This is a genomic window from Streptococcus australis, from assembly GCF_040226615.1.
GTDB classification, from domain to species: Bacteria; Bacillota; Bacilli; order Lactobacillales; family Streptococcaceae; genus Streptococcus; species Streptococcus australis_E.
Genome location: NZ_JBCOAT010000002.1, coordinates 224733 through 245352, shown reverse-complemented (window position 1 = coordinate 245352; position 20620 = coordinate 224733). Strand labels below are relative to the sequence as shown.

Genomic DNA, 20620 nt, shown 5'->3' with positions numbered 1-20620 from the left:
GAATGGCGAAAGAACAAAAAGATATCACAACTTTAGATGTCCAAATTGCAGAGTTTATTCGTAGTCATAAAAAAAGTGGTACTGCAACAGATGATGAAATCAATGATCAATTGGTCATTCCTTTTACCTTGGATGCTGATGGGATTGATGATTTGTTGCAACGGATTCAAGATGCTGGAATTTCCATCACAGATAAGGAAGGAAATCCAAGCGCGCGTGTCTTGAACAACGAAGAGGAAGAACCAGAGTTGACGGATGAGGAATTGCTTGGAAGCAACTCTGCTAAAGTCAATGACCCAGTACGGATGTACTTGAAAGAAATTGGGGTCGTTCCTCTTTTGACCAATGAGGAAGAACAAGAATTGGCCATCTTGGTGGAACAAGGTGATTTGGAAGCCAAGCAACGTCTGGCAGAAGCCAACCTTCGTTTGGTTGTTTCTATTGCGAAGCGCTATGTTGGTCGTGGGATGCAATTCTTGGATTTGATCCAAGAAGGAAATATGGGCTTGATGAAGGCCGTTGATAAGTTTGACTATACCAAAGGGTTCAAGTTCTCTACTTATGCGACTTGGTGGATTCGTCAGGCTATCACGCGTGCCATTGCAGACCAAGCCCGTACCATTCGGATCCCTGTCCACATGGTGGAAACTATTAACAAGTTGGTTCGTGAGCAACGCAATCTCTTGCAAGAATTGGGACAAGATCCAACACCAGAACAAATCGCTGAACGCATGGATATGACGCCAGATAAGGTGCGTGAAATCTTGAAAATTGCCCAAGAGCCTGTTTCTTTGGAAACGCCAATCGGGGAAGAAGACGATAGCCATTTGGGAGATTTCATCGAAGACGAAGTGATTGAAAATCCAGTAGACTACACCACTCGTGTGGTTCTACGTGAACAATTGGATGAAGTCCTCGATACTCTGACAGATCGGGAAGAAAACGTGCTTCGTCTCCGCTTCGGTTTGGATGATGGAAAAATGCGGACCTTGGAAGATGTGGGGAAAGTCTTCAACGTGACCCGTGAACGGATCCGTCAGATCGAAGCCAAAGCCCTCCGCAAACTCCGCCACCCAAGCAGAAGCAAACCATTACGTGACTTTATAGAGGATTAAAAAGATCCTGCGGATCTTTTTAACCCGAGCCCAGAAATTCGAAAGCGAGGAATGTCCAGTGGACATTTTTAACGGTCGCCTAGAAATATAAAAGCGACCCAAGTCCGGGGGACCTTTTTAACCCGAGCTAAGAAATTAAATAGCGAGGCTGGTCCGGGGGACCTTTTTAACCCAAGCCAAGAAATTCAAAAGCGAGGAATGTCCAGTGGACATTTTTAACGGTTGCCTAGAAATGGAAAAGCAACCTAGGTTCGGGTGCCCTTTTCTAGCGCCCTTTGAATCTAGGGCTTGCTGTAAATAAAAATATTCTTCATGGGGATGAACCGTGTGAAGAAGGAGTAAAGAATGAGTTATACGACAGAAGAAATCGAACAAATTAAAAACCGTATTCTTGAAAATCTAGAGCAGGTCATCGATCCTGAATTAGGTATTGATATTGTCAACCTTGGTTTGGTCTACGAAATTCGGTTTGATGGTGAAACCGGTGAAACAGAAATCGATATGACCCTAACCACCATGGGTTGTCCATTAGCAGACTTGCTGACGGATCAGATTTATGATGCCTTAACGGGAATGGAAGAAGTGACCAAGGTCGATGTGAAATTGGTCTGGTATCCAGCTTGGACGGTTGAGAAGATGAGCCGCTATGCGCGGATTGCATTGGGAATTAAATAAAATTGTTTTAAAGGAGGGGCAGATGTTCCTCTTTTTTAGTGAAGATGGTTTGGATGTCAAATAGTACGAACATTCTACCTTCTTTTACGATTATATCTTGCAATCACTTCTTAGTAAGGTTATAATAGAATCATTATTAAATTAAGGAGAAGATTATGAATCAGTACCCTTTGGTCTACTTAGACCATGTTCAAAAAGTGTATGGTAAACATATTGCCTTAGGTGATGTGAGTGTCAATATTCAACCGGGTCGTATCATTGGTTTGTTAGGACCAAACGGAAGTGGGAAAACTACCATTATTAAATTAGTGAATGGGCTCTTGCAACCAACTTCTGGTAATGTCTACATCCATGGCCAAGTACCTTCTGCAAAAACCAAACAAGTCGTTTCTTATTTGCCAGATACAACGTATTTGGATGAGAATATGAAAATTTCAGAAACCCTTCGTTTCTTCCAAGACTTCTATAAGGATTTCAATGCTCAACGTGCTTATCAACTGTTGAATGATTTACACTTGCACCCAGAGCAAAAATTGAAACAACTCTCTAAAGGGAATAAGGAAAAAGTTCAATTAATTTTGGTCATGAGCCGTGAAGCGGATTTGTACATTCTTGATGAACCTATTGGTGGAGTGGATCCTGCTGCGCGTGATTACATTCTTAGAACCATCATTCAAAATCGTCGTCCAAACTCATCAGTATTGATTTCAACCCACTTGATTGCGGACGTTGAACAAGTCTTGGATGAAGCGCTCTTTATCAATCAAGGACGTATTCTGTTGCATGAAAACACAACTGTTCTTCGCAACCAATACGGTAAATCGATTGATGAGATCTTCCGTGAACAATTTAGAATGTATTAGGAGGTTCTTATGTTTGGGAAATTAATGAAATATGAATTAAAAGCAACCTATAAGTGGTATCTCATTATTTCGGGTGTGCTTGCTATTCTCTCCATTTTTGCTGGTTTATTAGCTTCTAGTGTTATAACTGGGGCAGCGACTTATACAGCAGATACAACTTATACAATTGTGGGAATTATTGTCCTGGTTATTTTTGCAGGTTACATTGGCTTGACCTTGACCAACTATATTATTATTATTCGTCGTTTTTATAACAATATTTTTGGTCGTGAAGGTTATTTGACCTGGACATTGCCAACTGGATCTCATACTGTTTTACTTGTAAAAGTAACATCTGCTTTGATCTGGAGTATTTTCTGTTTTATTAGCTTGATTCTTTCTTTGCTTATTTTCTTAGGAGTGATCGGTCTTGCTCAACAACAGAATATCTTTGATGTGCTTGGTCCAGTGTTCGAACATATTGGGTCATCTCTTATTTGGCAAAGCTTGCTATTTCAAGTGTTAGCGACTATTTCAGGTATTTTAATGCTCTACTGTGCCATCTCACTGGGTCAGCTCTTCATTAACAATCGTATCGTGATGGCCTTCGTCTTTGGATTTATCCTTTGGGTTGTACTCAGTATCATTGGAAGATTGTTCCCTTCTATATCTATTTCAGAACTTTCAAGAACTGCAACTATGTCTTCTGATACCCTTAGTGATATCTTGGTTGTTAACTTTATTCCAGCCTATATCTATGAGCTAGTAAAAATTGTAGCTATGTACTTTACCGTTCATTATGTAACAAAATTCAAATTGAACTTGCAATAAGAATGAAAGAGGAAGGAATTCCTCTTTTTCTTTTGCCATTTTACCCAAAAAATGATACACTGGAGTATATCATTTTGGGGTCGTTACGGATTCGACAGGCATTATGAGGCATATTTTGCAACTCGTGTGGCGACGTAAACGCTCAGTTAAATATAACTGCAAAAAATAACACTTCTTACGCTCTAGCTGCCTAAAAACCAGCAGGCGTGACCCGATTCGGATTGCTCGTGTCTGATGACAGGTCTTAATTATAGCGAGATACGATCAAACTTTGTCTAGCAGTTTGATAAGAGATTAATAGACTCGCAGTTCCTAGGCTTGAGTTATGTGTCGAGGAGCTGTTAAAGCAATACATAACCTATGGTTGTAGACAAATATGTTGGCAGATGTTTGGACGTGGGTTCGACTCCCACCGGCTCCATTTTTATATATGCAAACGACAAATCCTTGTCGTTTTTTATTTCTTTAAAATCTATCAAGCAATGATATCTTGTGAGCGATTCCTAAATTTTTTGTTGACAGGAGGAGCGCTTTTCCGTATAATGGATACTAGTTTGGAAGATTACTCAAGAGGCTTAAGAGGCCGTGTTGGAAACGCGGTAGGCGTGTAACAGCGTGCGTGGGTTCGAATCCCATGTCTTCCGTTAGAGAAAGGAAAGCAGATCAGTTGATCTGTTTTTTTTTGTTAGGCAGGATTGGCAATGGGTAAGAGTGTCTTCTTTGGCGGATTTCCTGTATAATAGAAGGAAAGAACGGACGAAAAGGAGTGCAAGGTGATTACACAACTGGACACAAAATCGGTTTATACCTTTATGGACAGTTTAGTCTCTATTCGAGACTATATTCAGCGTGCCAAAGAAATGGGTTACCAACAAATTGGTCTCATGGATATAGATAATTTATATGGGGCCTACGAGTTTTTAGAAGAGTGCCAAAAAGCTGGTATCGGTGCTGTCCTAGGTCTTGATTTGGAAGTCGTGTTACCAGCGGGTCCTTTGTCTATCCGTTTGGTTGCATTAGGTAGCGTAGGTTATAAACATTTAATCAAGATTTCCAGCATGAAAATGATGGGGACAACTGACTGGTCGGCGTTTCAACACTTGTTGGATGATCTAGCCATCATCGTTCCCTATTTTGAAGGGATTGAGTATTTAGACTTGGGCCAAGACTTTGCGATTGGTGTCTTTCCAGATACTCCAGCGAAACAGTTTTCTCGTCCTGTTTTCCCCCTCCATACAGTCCGCTATTTTTCTACGAGTGATTTGGAGAGTCTTCAGATGCTCCATGCCATTCGTAATAATTGCAGTCTGAAAGAAGTGGGAGCTATTGACACTTCTATGATGTTACTGCCACCAGAAGAGTTGGAGCGGGCCTTTGCTCATAATTATCCAGAGAGTATTTCTTATCTAGAGAAGACCCTTGCGACTGTTCATTATGAGATTGATACGCAATTGAAGCTTCCTCGCTTCAATCCAGAGAAATCTGCAGTCGAGGAATTGCGTGAGTTGGCTGAGGAGGGCTTGAGAAGCAAGGGGCTGGACCAGACGGTTTACCAAGAGCGTTTGCGTCATGAATTAGCTGTCATCCATCAGATGGGATTTGATGACTACTTCTTGATTGTCTGGGATTTGTTACGGTTTGGTCGTAGACAAGGTTACTATATGGGGATGGGCCGTGGATCAGCAGTTGGTAGTCTAGTAGCCTATACCTTAGATATCACAGGGATTGATCCAGTCAAGAACAATCTCCTCTTTGAGCGTTTTTTGAACTTAGAGCGCTATACCATGCCAGATATTGATATTGATATTCCAGATGTTTATCGTCCCAAATTTATCCAGTATGTTAAAAATCGCTACCGCAGTCCTCATGTGGCTCAAATTGTGACCTTCTCAACTTTCGGTGCTAAACAAGCCATTCGAGATGTTTTTAAGAGATTTGGAACCCCAGAGTATGAGTTAACCAACCTCACCAAGCGGATTGGCTTACGGGATACCTTGGCTTCTGCTTATGAAAAGAATGTAGCTTTTCGCCAAGCCATCCAAAGTCGCCCAGAATACCGGAAGGGCTTTGAAATTGCGAAGAGGATTGAAGGGCAACCACGCCAGACCTCGATTCATGCGGCAGGCGTCGTCATGAGTGGAGAAGACCTCACCAATCAAATCCCAATCAAGATGGGTGAGGAGATGAATCTGACCCAATATGATGCCCATGGTGTTGAGGCAAATGGTCTGCTCAAGATGGACTTCTTAGGACTCCGAAATTTGACCTTTGCTCAACGGATGCAGGAAGCAGTGAAGGAAAAATATCAAAAGGATATTAAAATCGAGGATATTCCTCTAGAAGATCCGGAAACGATTGCTTTGTTTGCTGCGGGAAATACCAAGGGAATCTTCCAGTTTGAGCAAGCGGGAGCTATCCGATTACTTAGACGGGTTCAACCCAACTGTTTTGAGGAGATTGTTGCGACTACTTCCTTGAACCGACCTGGGGCTAGTGACTATATTGATAATTTCGTCAAACGCAAGCATGGCAAAGAGAAGGTCGATATGATTGATCCTAGTTTAGAAGGGATTCTAGCACCAACATATGGCATCATGCTCTATCAGGAGCAAGTCATGCAGGTGGCCCAGACCTTTGCTGGGTTTAGTCTAGGAAAAGCGGATATCCTCAGACGGGCCATGGGGAAAAAGAACGTGGCAGAAATGCATCGAATGGAAGATGACTTTATCAAGGGGGCTGTCGCGCTTGGCCACCGTGCAGAAAAAGCCAAGCAAGTCTTTGCCATTATGGAAAAATTTGCTGGCTATGGCTTCAACCGTTCCCATGCCTATGCCTACTCAGCCTTGGCCTTCCAATTGGCTTATTTTAAAGCCCATTATTCAGATGTCTTCTTTGACATTATGCTCAACTACTCTAGCAGTGATTACTTGACCGATGCGCTCCAATTTGACTTCCAAGTAGCTCCTTTGACCATTAATACCATTCCTTATAAGGATAAGTTCCAAGATCAGAAGATTTATCTAGGAATGAAAAATATCAAAGGTCTTCCAAAAGATCTAGCCTATTGGATTATTGACCAACGCCCCTTTGAGAGCATTGAAGATTTTATCTTGCGCTTGCCAAGCCACTACCACAAACTTCCTCTCTTAACGCCACTAGTAGAATTGGGCTTGTTTGACTGTTTTGAAAAGAATCGCAGAAAAGTTCTTCAGAACCTTCCCAACCTATTTGTCTTTGCGGATGAATTGGGTAGCTTATTTGGCCAAGCTAATTATTCCTGGATGGATGCTGAGGATTATAGCAAGGCCGAGAAGTATGAAATGGAGCAGAGGGTCATTGGGGTCGGTCTGAGCCCTCATCCTTTGGTGGAAATTGTAGCTGCAAGTAGCAAACCGACTCGATCAATCGCCTCTTTAAGCGAAGGAGAACAGGCTACTATCCTGGTCGAAGTTCAATCGATCCGGACCATCCGAACCAAAAATGGAGAAAATATGGCCTTTTTACAAGTTTCCGATCTCCAAAAGAAGATGGATGTCACTCTTTTTCCTGATACTTATCGCCACTATAGCTCAAAAATAAGAGAGAAGGGCTATTACTATCTCAAAGGAAAAGTGCAATCTAGAGATGGTCGTCTTCAGATGGTTTTAATGGAAGCAGAAGAAGCCACCAATCAGCGTTTTTGGATTCAATTGTTTGATCACCAGGAGGACCGGGCAGTCTTAGATATTTTAAAAGCTTATCCAGGTCCTTATCCTGTCGTTATTCGCTATGAAGAGGAGAAAAAGACCATTCAATTAAAAGGAGTTTCCGTCCAGAAAAACGAGAAGTTAGAAAATGAGCTGGCAAGTATTGCTATGAAAACGATTTATCGATAAAATCTACGGAAAATAGGAGAAATTTGAGCCTCTTTGTGTTATAATCATTTAGAATGTAAAAGAAAAAAAAGGAGCAAATATCGAAATGAAACGTATTGCTGTTTTAACCAGTGGAGGAGATGCCCCTGGAATGAATGCTGCTATCCGTGCAGTTGTTCGCCAAGCAATTTCTGAAGGAATGGAAGTATTTGGTATCTATAATGGATACGCTGGTATGGTTGCTGGTGATATCCATCAATTGGATGCTTCATCAGTTGGAGATATTATTTCTCGTGGTGGAACAATGCTTCATTCAGCTCGCTATCCTGAATTTGCTGAACGCGAAGGTCAATTAAAAGGGATCGAGCAGTTGAAGAAACATGGAATCGAAGGTGTTGTCGTTATCGGTGGTGATGGATCATACCACGGAGCGATGCGTTTGACTGAACATGGTTTCCCAGCTGTAGGACTTCCTGGAACAATTGATAATGATATCGTTGGTACAGATTTTACAATCGGGTTTGATACAGCAGTTACAACTGTTATGGACGCGATTGATAAGATCCGCGATACCTCATCTAGTCACCACCGTACTTTCGTTATTGAGGTAATGGGACGTAATGCCGGGGATATTGCCCTTTGGTCTGGTATTGCTTCTGGTGCGGATGAAATTATCATTCCAGAAGAAGGCTTTGCTATCGAAGATGTCGTTGAGAGCATCAAGAAGGGCTACGAAAAAGGTCGTACACACAACATCATCGTTCTTGCTGAAGGTGTGATGTCAGCTGCTGAATTTGGTAAAGCCTTGAAAGATGCTGGAGATACAAGCGATCTTCGTGTAACAGAACTTGGACATATCCAACGTGGTGGTTCACCTACTGCGCGTGACCGTGTTCTTGCTTCACGTTTGGGTGCACATGCTGTTAAGTTGCTGAAAGCTGGTATCGGTGGCGTAGCTGTTGGTATCCGCAATGAACAAATGGTTGAAAACCCAATTCTTGGTAGTGCAGAAGAAGGTGCCCTCTTTAGCTTAACTGAAGATGGTAAGATTAAAGTGAACAACCCTCACAAGGCTGACTTGAACCTTGCAGAGTTGAACCGTAGCTTATCTTCTATTTAATATTTATTTGTTAAAATTTGTCTAAAAAGACAGTGTATTTTAAAAGGAGTCATAGAAATCATGAACAAACGTGTAAAAATCGTTGCAACCTTAGGTCCTGCGGTAGAAATCCGTGGTGGTAAAAAATTTGGTGATGATGGATATTGGGGTGAAAAACTTGACGTTGAAGCTTCAGCACAAAACATTGCTAAATTGATCGAAGCTGGTGCCAACACTTTCCGTTTCAACTTCTCACACGGTGACCACCAAGAACAAGGTGATCGTATGGCAACAGTTAAACGTGCAGAAGAAATCGCTGGTAAAAAAGTTGGTTTCCTTCTTGATACAAAAGGTCCAGAAATCCGTACAGAATTGTTCGAAGACGATGCAAAAGAGTACTCATACAAGACTGGTGAAAAAATCCGTGTTGCGACTAAACAAGGTATCAAATCAACTCGTGAAGTGATTGCCTTGAACGTTGCTGGTGCACTTGACATCTACGATGACGTTGAAGTTGGTCGCCAAGTATTGATCGACGATGGTAAATTGGGTCTTCGTGTTGTAGAAAAAGACGATGCTACTCGTGAATTCATCGTTGAAGTTGAAAACGACGGTGTGATCGCTAAACAAAAGGGTGTCAACATCCCTAACACGAAAATTCCTTTCCCAGCTCTTGCTGAACGCGATAACGACGATATCCGCTTCGGTTTGGAACAAGGTATCAACTTCATCGCGATCTCATTCGTACGTACTGCAAAAGACGTGAACGAAGTTCGTGCTATCTGTGAAGAAACTGGTAACGGTCACGTTCAATTGTTCGCGAAAATCGAAAACCAACAAGGTATCGATAACTTGGATGAAATCATTGAAGCTGCTGACGGTATCATGATCGCTCGTGGTGACATGGGTATCGAAGTACCATTCGAAATGGTTCCAGTTTACCAAAAAATGATCATCACAAAAGTGAACGCTGCTGGTAAAGTTGTTATCACTGCAACAAACATGCTTGAAACAATGACTGAAAAACCACGTGCAACTCGTTCAGAAGTATCAGACGTATTTAACGCTGTTATCGACGGAACTGATGCTACAATGCTTTCAGGTGAGTCTGCAAATGGTAAATACCCACTTGAGTCTGTTCGCACAATGGCTACTATCGATAAGAACGCTCAAACTCTTCTAAACGAATACGGACGTTTGAACTCAGATTCATTTGAACGTAACTCTAAGACAGAAGTTATGGCTTCAGCTGTTAAAGACGCTACAAACTCAATGAACATCAAATTGGTTGTAACTTTGACTAAGACTGGTCACACTGCACGTTTGATTTCTAAATACCGTCCAAATGCTGATATCTTGGCATTGACATTTGACGAATTGACAGAGCGTGGATTGATGTTGAACTGGGGTGTCATCCCAATGTTGACAGATGCTCCATCATCAACTGACGATATGTTCGAAATCGCAGAACGTAAAGCAGTAGAAGCAGGTCTTGTACAATCTGGTGACGATATCGTAATCGTTGCAGGTGTGCCACTTGGTGAAGCTGTTCGTACAAATACAATGCGTATCCGTACAGTACGTTAATCTAACCAATAAACAAACCTTGTTCTCTAAGCGTAAAAGCTTGGAGGCAAGGTTTTTCTTTTTAGACCAATTTCTGACAATTTGGGAATGTGGGCCTTTTTTATTGTCTAATAAAATGGTATAATGGAATGAACTGAAAGGGGGGATAGGAATGTCGAAAAGGGATTTGATTCGGAATATTATCATCATTGGAATATTGGGCTTGGTACTCATTACTTTGCGCCTATTTGTTTTTCAACCATTGTGGGTATCTGATCAAATGGCCAATGCCTCCGTTAAGAAAGATGATTTAGTATTAGCGACTAAAAAGGGGAAAATTGATCGAACAGACTTGGTCCTCTATCATGTAAAAGAGAAACAATATCTTGGACGTGTCATTGCGATAGAGAGCGATGAGGTCAGCTATGTGGACGATGTCTTTTATCTGAATGGTGTAGCTACAGCAGAGCCATATTTGGACAAGATGAAGACCAAACATTTGGCAGCCCCAAGTGGCGATTATTTTACAAATGATTTTTTCTCTAGAGAACTTAAGGGAACCAAGGCTGGTAAAGTACCAAGTCATAGTTACTTAGTCCTAAATGATGATCGCAACAATACCAAAGACAGTCGTGAATTTGGTTATATTCAAGCAGATCAGATTGAGGGTGTTGTCGATTTCAGATTGTACCCCCTAAATAAATTTGGTTTTATTAAAGAAGAAGAATAGTCCGGAAGGGCTATTTTTTCTTACAAAAAAACTACTGCAGAAAGGAATTGCAGTAGCTTTTATTCTGGTTAGATTGAGGTAAAGAGTGCTATTTTTCTTGTTTACTGGTAATTTGGTGAAAGACCTTTTGCCAGTGTTCATGACGCCGCCAGAGACTGGTATGGATCTGGTTATTTAACTCATAGCGAATCAACTTAGTCTTTTGACTGATGGATTCGATCTCGAAATTCTTAAAAGGAATTTGATGTTCTTCCTGCAAACGGACCAGGTCCTCCTTGTGACTTTCTTGGCCGAATTCATTAATGAGGGTGAAGTTGTCTGCAAGAAGGGTTTGGTATTCTTGCTGAGCCTGCAAGCGTTCTTCATAGGTCTTTAACTTGAGAAGGACATTGTCCAAAATCTCATCTTCAGGGATAGAACTTGGCTCCACATGGACATCGATATCAAAGACGCCAAATTTTTCCTTGAGAAGGCGCTCGACCTCTTCGGTAATCGCATGACTCTCATAAACAGAGAGGTCTGGATTCATTTCAATGACAACATCTAGGTAGATATTGCTTCCGTAGGTCCGTCCCCGTTGGGATTTGACCCGGCTAACCTTTGGTAATTCCAGAATCGCCGCCTTGTATTTATCCAGGAGACTTTCATCAAACCCATCAGAGAGGCTGAAGGAGGATTCAATGAAAATGTCGTAGGCGGTTTTTAGGATAAAGAAGGTGATGACAATGGCCACCAATTGGTCCACAATGGGGTAGTTGAGAGCGCTAGCTCCAATCGCAACAGAAGTTCCCAAGGAAGTAACTACGTCAGAGAGGTTATCTTTGGCAGCTGCCTTGAGGGCCTTGGATTGGGCTTTCTTAGCTAAGGTCCGGTTATAAAGGTAGACCGCAAACATAACCAGGGCCGAGCCGACTCCGACAATGGCTCCTAAAGGATCGATGACAGTGGTTTCTCTACTGATGATTTTCTGAACGGTATCTCGTAGGACATCGAAACCCACATAAAACATGATGATGGACGTCACCAGGCTAGCTAGATCTTCGATCTTCCAATGACCGAACCGGTGGTCACGGTCAGCTGGCTGGCGGGCTAAGCGAATGCCAATGAGAAGGGCGACGTTGCTGATAATATCGGATAAGTTATTAAAACCATCCGCGACCAAACTGGAGGAGTGAAGGAGATGTCCTGTTGCTAATTTAGCAGCGGAAAGAATCAGGTAGGCGACAATACTAATCAGGGCTCCACGTTCGGCTAGTTTTAAATTACTTTGTGATTGATTCACTGATAACTCCTCCAGACTTCTGTAGATTTCCTCCTAAGGGACAAACTTGGATCGTTGTTGATGAGGAAATATTCGTTCTTCCTAAGGCTTTATTATAGCTTTTTTGAGTGCAAAATTCAAATGATGCCAACTGTTTCCAAAAGGAGAAAGGGCGAAAATGTGGTATAATAGAACGATTGAATGAATGAGGAGTATGAGATGAATCCTTTATTGAATGGTATGAATGATCGCCAGGCAGAGGCGGTCCAAACGACAGAAGGTCCCCTCTTGATCATGGCGGGGGCTGGGTCCGGTAAGACACGTGTCTTGACCCACCGGATCGCTTACTTGATCGATGAAAAAATGGTCAATCCTTGGAATATTTTGGCCATTACCTTTACCAATAAAGCCGCTCGGGAGATGAAGGAGAGGGCCTATCAGTTGAACCCAGCGACTCAAGATTGCTTGATTGCCACCTTCCACTCCATGTGTGTGCGTATTCTCCGTCGAGATGCGGATCACATTGGCTACAATCGCAACTTTACCATTGTCGACCCAGGTGAGCAACGGACCTTGATGAAGCGGATTTTGAAGTCCTTGAACTTAGATCCTAAAAAATGGAATGAACGGACCATCTTGGGGACCATTTCCAATGCCAAAAATGACCTGATCGATGAAGTGGCCTATGCTGCCCAGGCTGGAGATATGTATACTCAGATCGTCGCCAAGTGCTATGAGGCTTACCAAAAGGAACTCCGGCAGTCAGAAGCAGTGGACTTTGATGACTTGATTATGCTTACCCTGCGTCTTTTTGATCAGCATCCAGATGTGCTGACCTATTACCAGCAGAAGTTCCAATACATCCACGTAGACGAGTATCAAGATACCAACCATGCACAATACCAGTTGGTCAAACTCTTGGCTTCACGCTTTAAAAATATCTGTGTCGTTGGGGATGCGGACCAGTCTATTTATGGCTGGCGGGGAGCAGATATGCAGAATATCCTGGACTTTGAGAAGGATTATCCTGATGCCAAGGTCGTTTTGTTGGAGGAAAATTATCGTTCCACTAAAACCATCCTGCAAGCAGCCAACGACGTCATCAAAAACAATCGCCACCGCCGTCCGAAGAATCTCTGGACACAAAATGAAGACGGGGAAGAGATTGTCTATTATCGGGCCAATGACGAGCAGGATGAAGCGGTCTTTGTTGCTAAAACCATTGAAGAGCTTAGTCGTGAAGCTGGCTACAAACACCGTGATTTTGCCGTTCTCTACCGGACCAATGCTCAGTCACGGACCATTGAAGAAGCGCTACTCAAGTCCAACATTCCCTACACCATGGTAGGGGGCACCAAGTTCTACAGCCGGAAGGAAATTCGGGATGTCATTGCTTATCTGAACTTGATTGCCAACCCCAGTGACAATATCAGTTTTGAGCGTATTATCAATGAACCCAAGCGGGGAATCGGGCCAGGTACAGTGGATAAAATTCGCGATTTTGCTCAAATGCAAGAGTCTTCACTCCTGGATGCTTCAGCCAATATCATGCTCTCTGGCATCAAAGGAAAGGCAGCTCAATCCATCTGGGACTTTGCCAATCTCATTCTTGATTTGAGAGAAAGATTGGACCAGCTGACCATTACAGAGTTGGTCGAAGAAGTCCTTGACAAGACAGGTTATATGACAGCCCTAACCAATCAGGGAAATTTGGAAAGTCAGGCCCGCATCGAGAATATCCAAGAGTTCCTATCTGTTACCAAGAATTTTGATGAAAATGGAGAGACAGTCGAATACGAATCAGGTGTGGAAACCTTGAGTCGCTTCTTGAATGATTTGGCTTTGATTGCCGATACAGATGATGGGGCCCAAGAAACTTCAGAAGTCACCTTGATGACCCTTCACGCGGCTAAGGGATTGGAGTTTCCAGTCGTCTTCTTGATTGGGATGGAAGAAAATGTCTTTCCTCTTAGTCGTGCGGCTGAGGATCCAGATGAGTTGGAAGAAGAGCGTCGCTTGGCTTATGTGGGGATCACGCGGGCAGAGAAGGTTCTCTTCTTGACCAATGCTAACTCTCGTTTGCTCTTTGGACGGACCAGCTACAATCGTCCGACGCGTTTTATCAATGAAATCAGCTCGGATTTATTGACCTATCAAGGATTAGCGCGTCCAGTTAATACCAGCTTTAAGGCTTCTTATAGCAATGGAGGCGGAACGACCTTTGGAAAAGGAATGAGCCTGTCACAAGCCCTTCAAGAGCGCAAGAGACAAGCAGCTCCAAGTGCCCTAACGTCATCAAGCCTCCCCTTTGGTAATGGCAACCGTTCTAGCGCCAAAGAGAGCGTCGCTTGGTCCATTGGCGACATTGCCATTCACAAGAAGTGGGGTGAAGGAACCGTGCTTGAAGTATCTGGTAGTGGTAGTACCCAAGAACTCAAGATCAACTTCCCAGAAGTGGGGCTAAAGAAACTCTTAGCCAGTGTCGCGCCAATTGAGAAGAAATAAACTGAAACCAGTAAGCTTAGCTTGCTGGTTTTGTCCTTTTATCAACTTCACTTAGGTGAGGACGGACGGTAGCGACTCCCTTTGGGATTCCATACCTTAGATTTGAGCCTTCCGTCTCAAATCTACCGAGCAGGAGAAACAAATCTGTTTCTCCTTCTTTTCTCACGGCGGGAAGTTTTGATGATCATCGTTCGGCTTTCTCAAATTCTCTCATTTACTCTATTCACTGTCAAAAATTAGGGAAATAGTAGGAGCAAGCCTCGTTTGCTGGTTTTGATTTTACAGGTAGCATGATATAATATAGTAAGAATAGAGAAAGAGGCATGCTATGAACGAAATCAAGTGCCCCAACTGTGGGGAAGTTTTTACGGTCAATGAAAGTCAATACAGCGAACTCTTGTCACAGGTACGGACAGCAGAGTTTGACAAGGAAATTCATGAGCGGATTCGACAAGAGTTGGCATTAGCAGAGCAAAAGGCCCTTAATGAGCAACAAGAGAAGTTAGCCAAGAAGGATCAAGAAATTGCCCAGTTACAAAACCAGATTCAACAGTTTGATACTGAAAAAGAATTGGCCAAAAAAGAGGTGGAGCAAACCGCTAGCCAAAGTCTGCTAGAGAAAGAAAAAGAAGTGCAGGCGCTGGAAAATCAGTTGGCCACCTTGCGCTTGGAGCATGAAAATCAGCTGCAAAAAACACTGTCTGATCTAGAGAAAGAAAGAGATCAGGTCAAAAATCAGCTCCTATTACAAGAAAAAGAAAACGAGCTTTCTCTGACTTCTGTTAAGCAAAACTATGAAGCCCAACTTAAGGCAGCCAATGAACAGGTCGAGTTCTACAAGAATTTTAAGGCCCAGCAGTCGACTAAGGCTATCGGGGAAAGTCTGGAACAGTATGCGGAAAGTGAATTCAACAAGGTTCGCAGTTTTGCCTTCCCAAATGCCTATTTTGAAAAGGACAACAAGGTCTCTGCGCGTGGGTCTAAAGGCGACTTTATTTTCCGCGAGTGCGATGAAAATGGGGTGGAGATTATCTCCATTATGTTCGAGATGAAAAATGAAGCTGACGGGACAGAGAAGAAGCATAAGAATGCGGATTTCTACAAGGAGTTGGACAAGGATCGTCGAGAAAAGAACTGTGAATATGCCGTTTTGGTGACCATGCTTGAAGCAGATAACGACTACTTCAACACAGGGATTGTCGATGTCAGCCACGAGTATGAGAAGATGTATGTGGTCCGTCCTCAGTTCTTTATCCAGATTATTGGGCTCCTGCGCAATGCGGCCCTCAATTCCCTTAAATACAAGCAGGAATTGGCGCTTGTTCGTGAACAAAATATCGACATCACCCACTTTGAAGAAGACCTGGATGCTTTCAAAGTTGCTTTTGCAAAGAACTATAACTCCGCTTCAACCAACTTTGGTAAAGCAATCGATGAAATCGATAAAGCCATTAAGCGTATGGAAGAGGTTAAGAAATTCCTAACCACATCCGAAAACCAACTCCGCCTCGCTAATAACAAATTGGATGATGTTTCCGTTAAAAAATTGACCCGGAAGAATCCAACCATGAAGGCTAAGTTTGATGCCTTGAAGGAAGACTAGGAGGCTCCTATGCAGATACGAAAAGCAACCATAAAAGATACTGAAGCACTACTGTCTCTATACGAAGACTTGGGCTATCCAACGACCGCTTCTAAGCTGGCTCGACGTTTAGAAATGATTCTTTCTCAGCCACATTATGGCTGTCTTCTAGCTGAAAGAAACGGAGAAATTTTAGGTTTCTTAGGTTATGCAAAACTCTTCTTTTTTGAAACAGATGGATCTTACTATCGTATTTTAGCTTTGTCAGTCGCAAAAGAAACAAGACGACAAGGAATTGCTAGTAGGCTAATCGATGAATTGAAAAAACAAGCGGTAAAAGAAGGAGTTGAGGCACTGGCTCTAAATAGTGGATTAACCGCTGAACGAAATGCTGCACATCAGTTTTATCAGGCAGTTGGATTTGAAAAAGTGACTGCCGGCTTTGCCTTGCATTTAAAAACTCAACCTAAATAAATCATGAAAAAATAGTAGAGGGAACGAAGTAATGTCTTCAACAAAAGGGAAAACCTTATATTTGAACAAAAAGAGCATGGACTATGTAACATTTGGAAAAGGTAAGCAGCCATTAGTGATCATACCAGGCTTGGGGGATGGGCTTCAGACCGTTAAAGGAAAGGCACAGCTCTTTTCTCTCTCGTATCGTCTACTTGCTAAACGTTATAAAATCTATGTTTTTTCTCGAATCAATGAGCTGAGACAGGGCTATACGACGTGGGATATGGCAGCAGATGTAGCAGAAGCAATGGAGACACTAAACCTAGATACCGCTTATGTTATGGGGATTTCACAAGGTGGAATGATTGCCCAATGGCTAGCTGCAGATTTTCCAGAAAAGGTTCAAAAGCTCATTTTAGCCGTGACCACTGCAAAACCTAGTCAACTTGCTAGAGAACGAATTGAGCATTGGCAAAAACTTAGTCAATCTGGAAATTTTAAGCATCTCATGCTGGATATTGCAAAGCATTCCTACACGCAAAAGAGCTATCAAAAGTGGCGGTTGCTTTATAATATCATGGGTCGCTTGGGGCGAATCAAAGATGAAAATAGAATAGCCATTCAGTCTCAGTCTTGCCTGGAACATAATAGCCTTGAGGTCTTAAAAGAAATTCATTGTCCGACCCTGATCCTTGGTGCCCTTGAAGATGATGTGGTCGGTGTGGACGGATCTAAGGAACTAGCAAAAGCGATTTCGGGTTGCCAGCTCCTTATTCTAAAACATTCTGGGCATGCTCTTTATGAAGAAAATAAAGTATTTCAAGAGGCTGTCTGTGAATTCTTAAACTAAAAAAGCTGGAATATTTTCCAGCTTTTTTATGTTAGTTAAATCGCAAAGAGATCATTTAGGTTTTCTGCCATGGTTGGGTGAGTAAAGATTTGTTTTGCGATGTAAGTATAAGGGATCTTGTTGTCCATGGCCATGGTAATCTGGTTGATGATTTCGCCTGCAGCTTCTCCAAAGAGCGTCACTCCAAGAATTTCTTTTGTTTCTGGGTTGACCACGGCTTTGAAGGCACCTCGAAGGTCTGCATTGACGTGTCCGCGTGGCATAGCAGCAACTGGCAATTCTTTAACAGCAACTGGAAGTCCTTTGTCACGTGCTTCTTGCTCAGTCAAGCCGACTTGGGCCAATGGAGGAGCAATAAAGAGTGTTGTCGCATAATTTCTACGAGTTTCAAGATTGTAGCTACCATCGCCTGTAAGGTAGTTGAAGACAATGCGGAAGTCATCGAGTGACATGTAGGTGAATTGAGGACCACCATTGACATCGCCAACTGCAAAGACACCAGGGACGCTGGTTTCTAAATGACGGTTGACTTGGATAGCTCCACGATCAGTGACTTGAATATCTGTGTTTTCAAGACCAAGTCCAGCTGTGTTTGGCTTACGACCTGTTGCGTAGAGAAGGATATCAAACTCGAAGTCTCCCTTATCTGTGACAACCGTTAAGCTGTTTTGGCCATCTTTGATTTCTTGGGTATGAACGCCTTGCAAGAATTGAATACCGTCTTCTTCAAGGTAGCTTTTTGCAAGAGCTGCAATACTTGGCTCGATCCGTGGCAAGAATGTTTCAGAAGCATCCAATACCGTTACTTGGCTGCCCAAGGTATTATAGAGATGAGCAAATTCCAATCCGATAGGTCCACCACCAAGGACACCCAGGCGTTTAGGTAGGTTTTCCAAACGTTGAATACCGGTTGAATCCACGGCAAATTTACTTTCAGCTAAACCTGGGATTGGAAGGACATTTGGCACAGCACCAGTATTAATAATAATGGTTTCAGCTGTCAATTCTTCCTTTTCATCTCCAGCTTGAATTTCGATGACTTTGTTAGAAACGAAACGAGCCGTCGCGTCGATAATGTCTACACCAGTTCCAGCAATGGTTGCGTAGTTCTTGCCATTGAGACGAGTAGTGACTGCATTTTTCTCATTCATGGCTTGCTCAAAATCCAAGCCTTTTTCTGCTGCAACAATCAAGGTCTTGGTTGGAATACAAGCGATATTGATACAAGTACCACCGTACATAGACTTGCTCTTTTCAATCAGAGCAACTTTTTTTCCTTGGCTTGATAATTTCGCTGCAAGTGTTTTACCAGCTTTACCAAATCCAATCACAATAACATCATACATTAACATATGTTACACCTTCTTTCGCTTTCTATTGTATCAAACCCAAATTAAAAAGTCTGAAATCTGCTACGGGATTTTTAAAAGGCTCGTCAGAACGAGGAAACAGGGACAAGAAGTCTCATTTCATGGTATAATAAAGGGTCGGTGACCGTCATGGTCACACATGAGATAGAAAGAGCAATTCAAATAGACGGAATTATCAATCTAAAAAAAGAAGCAGGGATGACTTCACATGATGTGGTCTTTAAACTGCGGAAAATCTTAGGCACCAAGAAGATTGGCCATGGAGAGACTCTGGAGCCGGATGTGGTGAAGGTGCTTCCGATTGCCGTAGGAAAAGCGACCCGGATGGTCGAATTTATGCAAGATGAGGGTAAAATCTACGAGGGAGAAATCACTTTGGGATTTTCTACCACGACGGAAGATGCCAGCGGGGTTTAAAAGGAGACTTTCAATCTGCCATGGAAAATATGTTCAAATATAATTTGAAAAAAATTTGGGGCAGATTAAGAGACTATACATCTTTAATATTAAGCTTTGAGCTATTAAAATTTTCCATTCATCTTTAAGATGCGAAAGATATTGCTTTCTTTGAGGAACAGTTGTCAAAGGCGCCAGATTCGAAAGATGGTAAGGCAAAACTCTTTGCCCAAGCCATAAAAGATATCGTGTTTAATCAAGAAGTGAACGACTACTTCGACACTTCCGAATCAGAAAGTAATCTAGCTCGAATCATGTTCTCTTATTACGGAGCTCTCAACGCTCAATTAAAAGGAGATGAAGTTCGTGCTCGTAGTTTGTTTGAAAGCATCGCCCATGAAAATCCAGAACTATTTTATGTTCAGGAAGCGAAGAAATATTCAGAAGGAGAAAACTGATGTCGGAACGTAGAGCTTTACCGATTGGGAGTGTTGTTCGGGTGAGAGAAGGTGTGGAGCCTGTCATGATTGTTAATCATTGTCCAGATACTAAAAAGCAGAGGCAAAAATGAAACTAGGACCATTTGGATTGGGCTTATTAATAGGGGGGTAAAACATGGAAATACAATTAAAATTACGTGGAAACTCAGAAGGATTTATCCTTGAGTCAAAATTACCTGATGATGAACATTGGACTGAAAGAATTGAAATCGTTCAAGAAGAGGCAGGTTATCGTCTATATGCAACAGATGTAGAAATTCTTGTCTTGAAAGAATCAGAATATATTTCTAAAAGAAAAAGAATAGTCGCAAGAGGGTTAAATAAGGATTTGATTTATTATGAGGAAAAAAGATTTGAACATTTATGGGAACAAGCATACTGGCATGGAGTTTTTCAATTCAATTTAAATAACTATGAAATGAGGTGTGTAGGTTCAGGTAGTAAAGGAGATATTTTACCTGTTACAAAAGATGGCATTCCGATTGCCGTTTATGCTGCAAGTAACATTGCAATTGCTGGAAAGAGAAACTTTTCTCTCTATACTGAAAATATTGACGAAATTGACAATTTACTGATATTTTACGTAATTGATTATATTAGGGGGTATGACTTTTTAGATATTGATTCTTTATCTGCAAGATATCGTTTCTTTTATCGATTCGATAAACGCTCAGCTATAACGAAGGAACATTTAGATATGCTTCCAGAGGAGAGAAGACCTTCTAAGTTAGAGGCGTTTATCATTTATTTTTTATCAGCCTTCCTTGTTGTGGGTGTAAGCTTGGTATCATTACGCCCTTTATTCGCATTTTTAGTAGCAATACTGATACATTCTATTTATACTATCATAAAGAATTGGAGAGATAGAGGTGAATAGTAGATTATTTACCTATTGATTTATTATTGATGCTGGATTAAAAAGGAATCTTTAAAAAGGTGTCACTTACCTAATTAAAGGCATGAGGGGATGGTTTAAATGATACTGGAA

General features: G+C 42.0%; 17 protein-coding genes, 1 tRNA gene, 1 other RNA gene and 1 pseudogene. 18 read left to right on the top strand and 2 right to left on the bottom strand.

Annotation, left to right across the window (positions count from 1 at the left end):
* The first annotated feature begins 2 nt into the window (after positions 1-2).
* The 10 genes from rpoD (at position 3) to lepB (ending at position 10712) form a co-directional block, all read left to right on the top strand.
* Entirely contained in the window at positions 3-1115 is a 1113-nt protein-coding gene (gene rpoD / locus ABT997_RS03595; RefSeq protein WP_048689399.1) for an RNA polymerase sigma factor RpoD, read from the top strand.
* A 345-nt stretch (positions 1116-1460) separates the two neighbouring features.
* Positions 1461-1790: a metal-sulfur cluster assembly factor gene (locus ABT997_RS03590; RefSeq protein ID WP_006596590.1), complete on the top strand. Its 330-nt coding sequence runs from the start codon at positions 1461-1463 to the stop codon at positions 1788-1790.
* 155 nt (positions 1791-1945) lie between these two features.
* Positions 1946-2653, top strand: a complete 708-nt coding sequence (locus ABT997_RS03585) for an ABC transporter ATP-binding protein (RefSeq protein WP_006596589.1) — start codon at positions 1946-1948, stop codon at positions 2651-2653.
* Positions 2654-2662: 9 nt separating this feature from the next.
* Positions 2663-3463 (top strand): hypothetical protein, encoded by an 801-nt coding sequence (locus ABT997_RS03580; RefSeq protein WP_048717241.1) that lies wholly within the window; start codon positions 2663-2665, stop codon positions 3461-3463.
* A 76-nt stretch (positions 3464-3539) separates the two neighbouring features.
* Positions 3540-3887: a transfer-messenger RNA gene (gene ssrA, locus ABT997_RS03575) on the top strand.
* A gap of 132 nt (positions 3888-4019) precedes the next feature.
* Positions 4020-4107 (top strand) — tRNA-Ser (locus ABT997_RS03570).
* A gap of 129 nt (positions 4108-4236) precedes the next feature.
* Entirely contained in the window at positions 4237-7338 is a 3102-nt protein-coding gene (locus ABT997_RS03565) for a DNA polymerase III subunit alpha (protein WP_350018754.1), read from the top strand.
* Between the two features lie 85 nt (positions 7339-7423).
* Positions 7424-8437, top strand: a complete 1014-nt coding sequence (gene pfkA / locus ABT997_RS03560; protein WP_048689104.1) for a 6-phosphofructokinase — start codon at positions 7424-7426, stop codon at positions 8435-8437.
* Between the two features lie 60 nt (positions 8438-8497).
* Positions 8498-10003, top strand: coding sequence for a pyruvate kinase (gene pyk / locus ABT997_RS03555; protein ID WP_350018753.1), 1506 nt, complete (start codon positions 8498-8500; stop codon positions 10001-10003).
* A gap of 151 nt (positions 10004-10154) precedes the next feature.
* Positions 10155-10712, top strand: coding sequence for a signal peptidase I (gene lepB / locus ABT997_RS03550; RefSeq protein ID WP_129822192.1), 558 nt, complete (start codon positions 10155-10157; stop codon positions 10710-10712).
* An 88-nt stretch (positions 10713-10800) separates the two neighbouring features.
* Here the strand turns inward: lepB and ABT997_RS03545 are convergent, their stop codons facing one another.
* A complete protein-coding gene (locus ABT997_RS03545; protein WP_350018752.1) occupies positions 10801-11994 on the bottom strand; it encodes a cation diffusion facilitator family transporter in 1194 nt (397 codons plus the stop codon).
* Between the two features lie 198 nt (positions 11995-12192).
* Between ABT997_RS03545 and pcrA the strand changes: the two genes are divergently transcribed.
* The 4 genes from pcrA to ABT997_RS03525 all read left to right on the top strand — a co-directional run bounded on the left by pcrA (position 12193) and on the right by ABT997_RS03525 (position 17366).
* Positions 12193-14478 carry a DNA helicase PcrA gene (pcrA, locus tag ABT997_RS03540; protein WP_070505749.1) on the top strand — a complete coding sequence of 762 codons (2286 nt, stop codon included), beginning with the start codon at positions 12193-12195 and terminating at the stop codon, positions 14476-14478.
* 328 nt (positions 14479-14806) lie between these two features.
* On the top strand, positions 14807-16081 hold the full coding sequence (locus ABT997_RS03535) for a DUF2130 domain-containing protein (protein ID WP_049496525.1): 1275 nt from the start codon (positions 14807-14809) through the stop codon (positions 16079-16081).
* 9 nt (positions 16082-16090) lie between these two features.
* Positions 16091-16534: a GNAT family N-acetyltransferase gene (locus ABT997_RS03530; RefSeq protein WP_350018751.1), complete on the top strand. Its 444-nt coding sequence runs from the start codon at positions 16091-16093 to the stop codon at positions 16532-16534.
* Positions 16535-16565: 31 nt separating this feature from the next.
* Entirely contained in the window at positions 16566-17366 is an 801-nt protein-coding gene (locus ABT997_RS03525; protein WP_031576625.1) for an alpha/beta fold hydrolase, read from the top strand.
* Positions 17367-17401: 35 nt separating this feature from the next.
* Here ABT997_RS03525 and ABT997_RS03520 read toward each other — a convergent pair whose 3' ends face one another.
* Complete coding sequence (locus ABT997_RS03520) at positions 17402-18718, bottom strand: FAD-containing oxidoreductase (protein WP_049496517.1); 1317 nt, start codon at positions 18716-18718, stop codon at positions 17402-17404.
* A 180-nt stretch (positions 18719-18898) separates the two neighbouring features.
* Here ABT997_RS03520 and truB point away from each other — a divergent pair.
* The 4 genes and pseudogenes from truB to ABT997_RS03500 form a co-directional block, all read left to right on the top strand.
* Positions 18899-19147 (top strand): annotated as a pseudogene (truB, locus tag ABT997_RS03515) (tRNA pseudouridine(55) synthase TruB); the annotation flags it as partial.
* A gap of 167 nt (positions 19148-19314) precedes the next feature.
* A complete protein-coding gene (locus tag ABT997_RS03510; RefSeq protein WP_350018750.1) occupies positions 19315-19590 on the top strand; it encodes a hypothetical protein in 276 nt (91 codons plus the stop codon).
* A complete protein-coding gene (locus tag ABT997_RS03505; RefSeq protein ID WP_223363364.1) occupies positions 19590-19703 on the top strand; it encodes a DUF4176 domain-containing protein in 114 nt (37 codons plus the stop codon). The genes ABT997_RS03510 and ABT997_RS03505 overlap by 1 nt, the downstream gene beginning before the upstream one ends.
* A gap of 44 nt (positions 19704-19747) precedes the next feature.
* A complete protein-coding gene (locus tag ABT997_RS03500) occupies positions 19748-20509 on the top strand; it encodes a hypothetical protein (RefSeq protein WP_350018749.1) in 762 nt (253 codons plus the stop codon).
* The last annotated feature ends 111 nt before the right edge of the window (positions 20510-20620 follow it).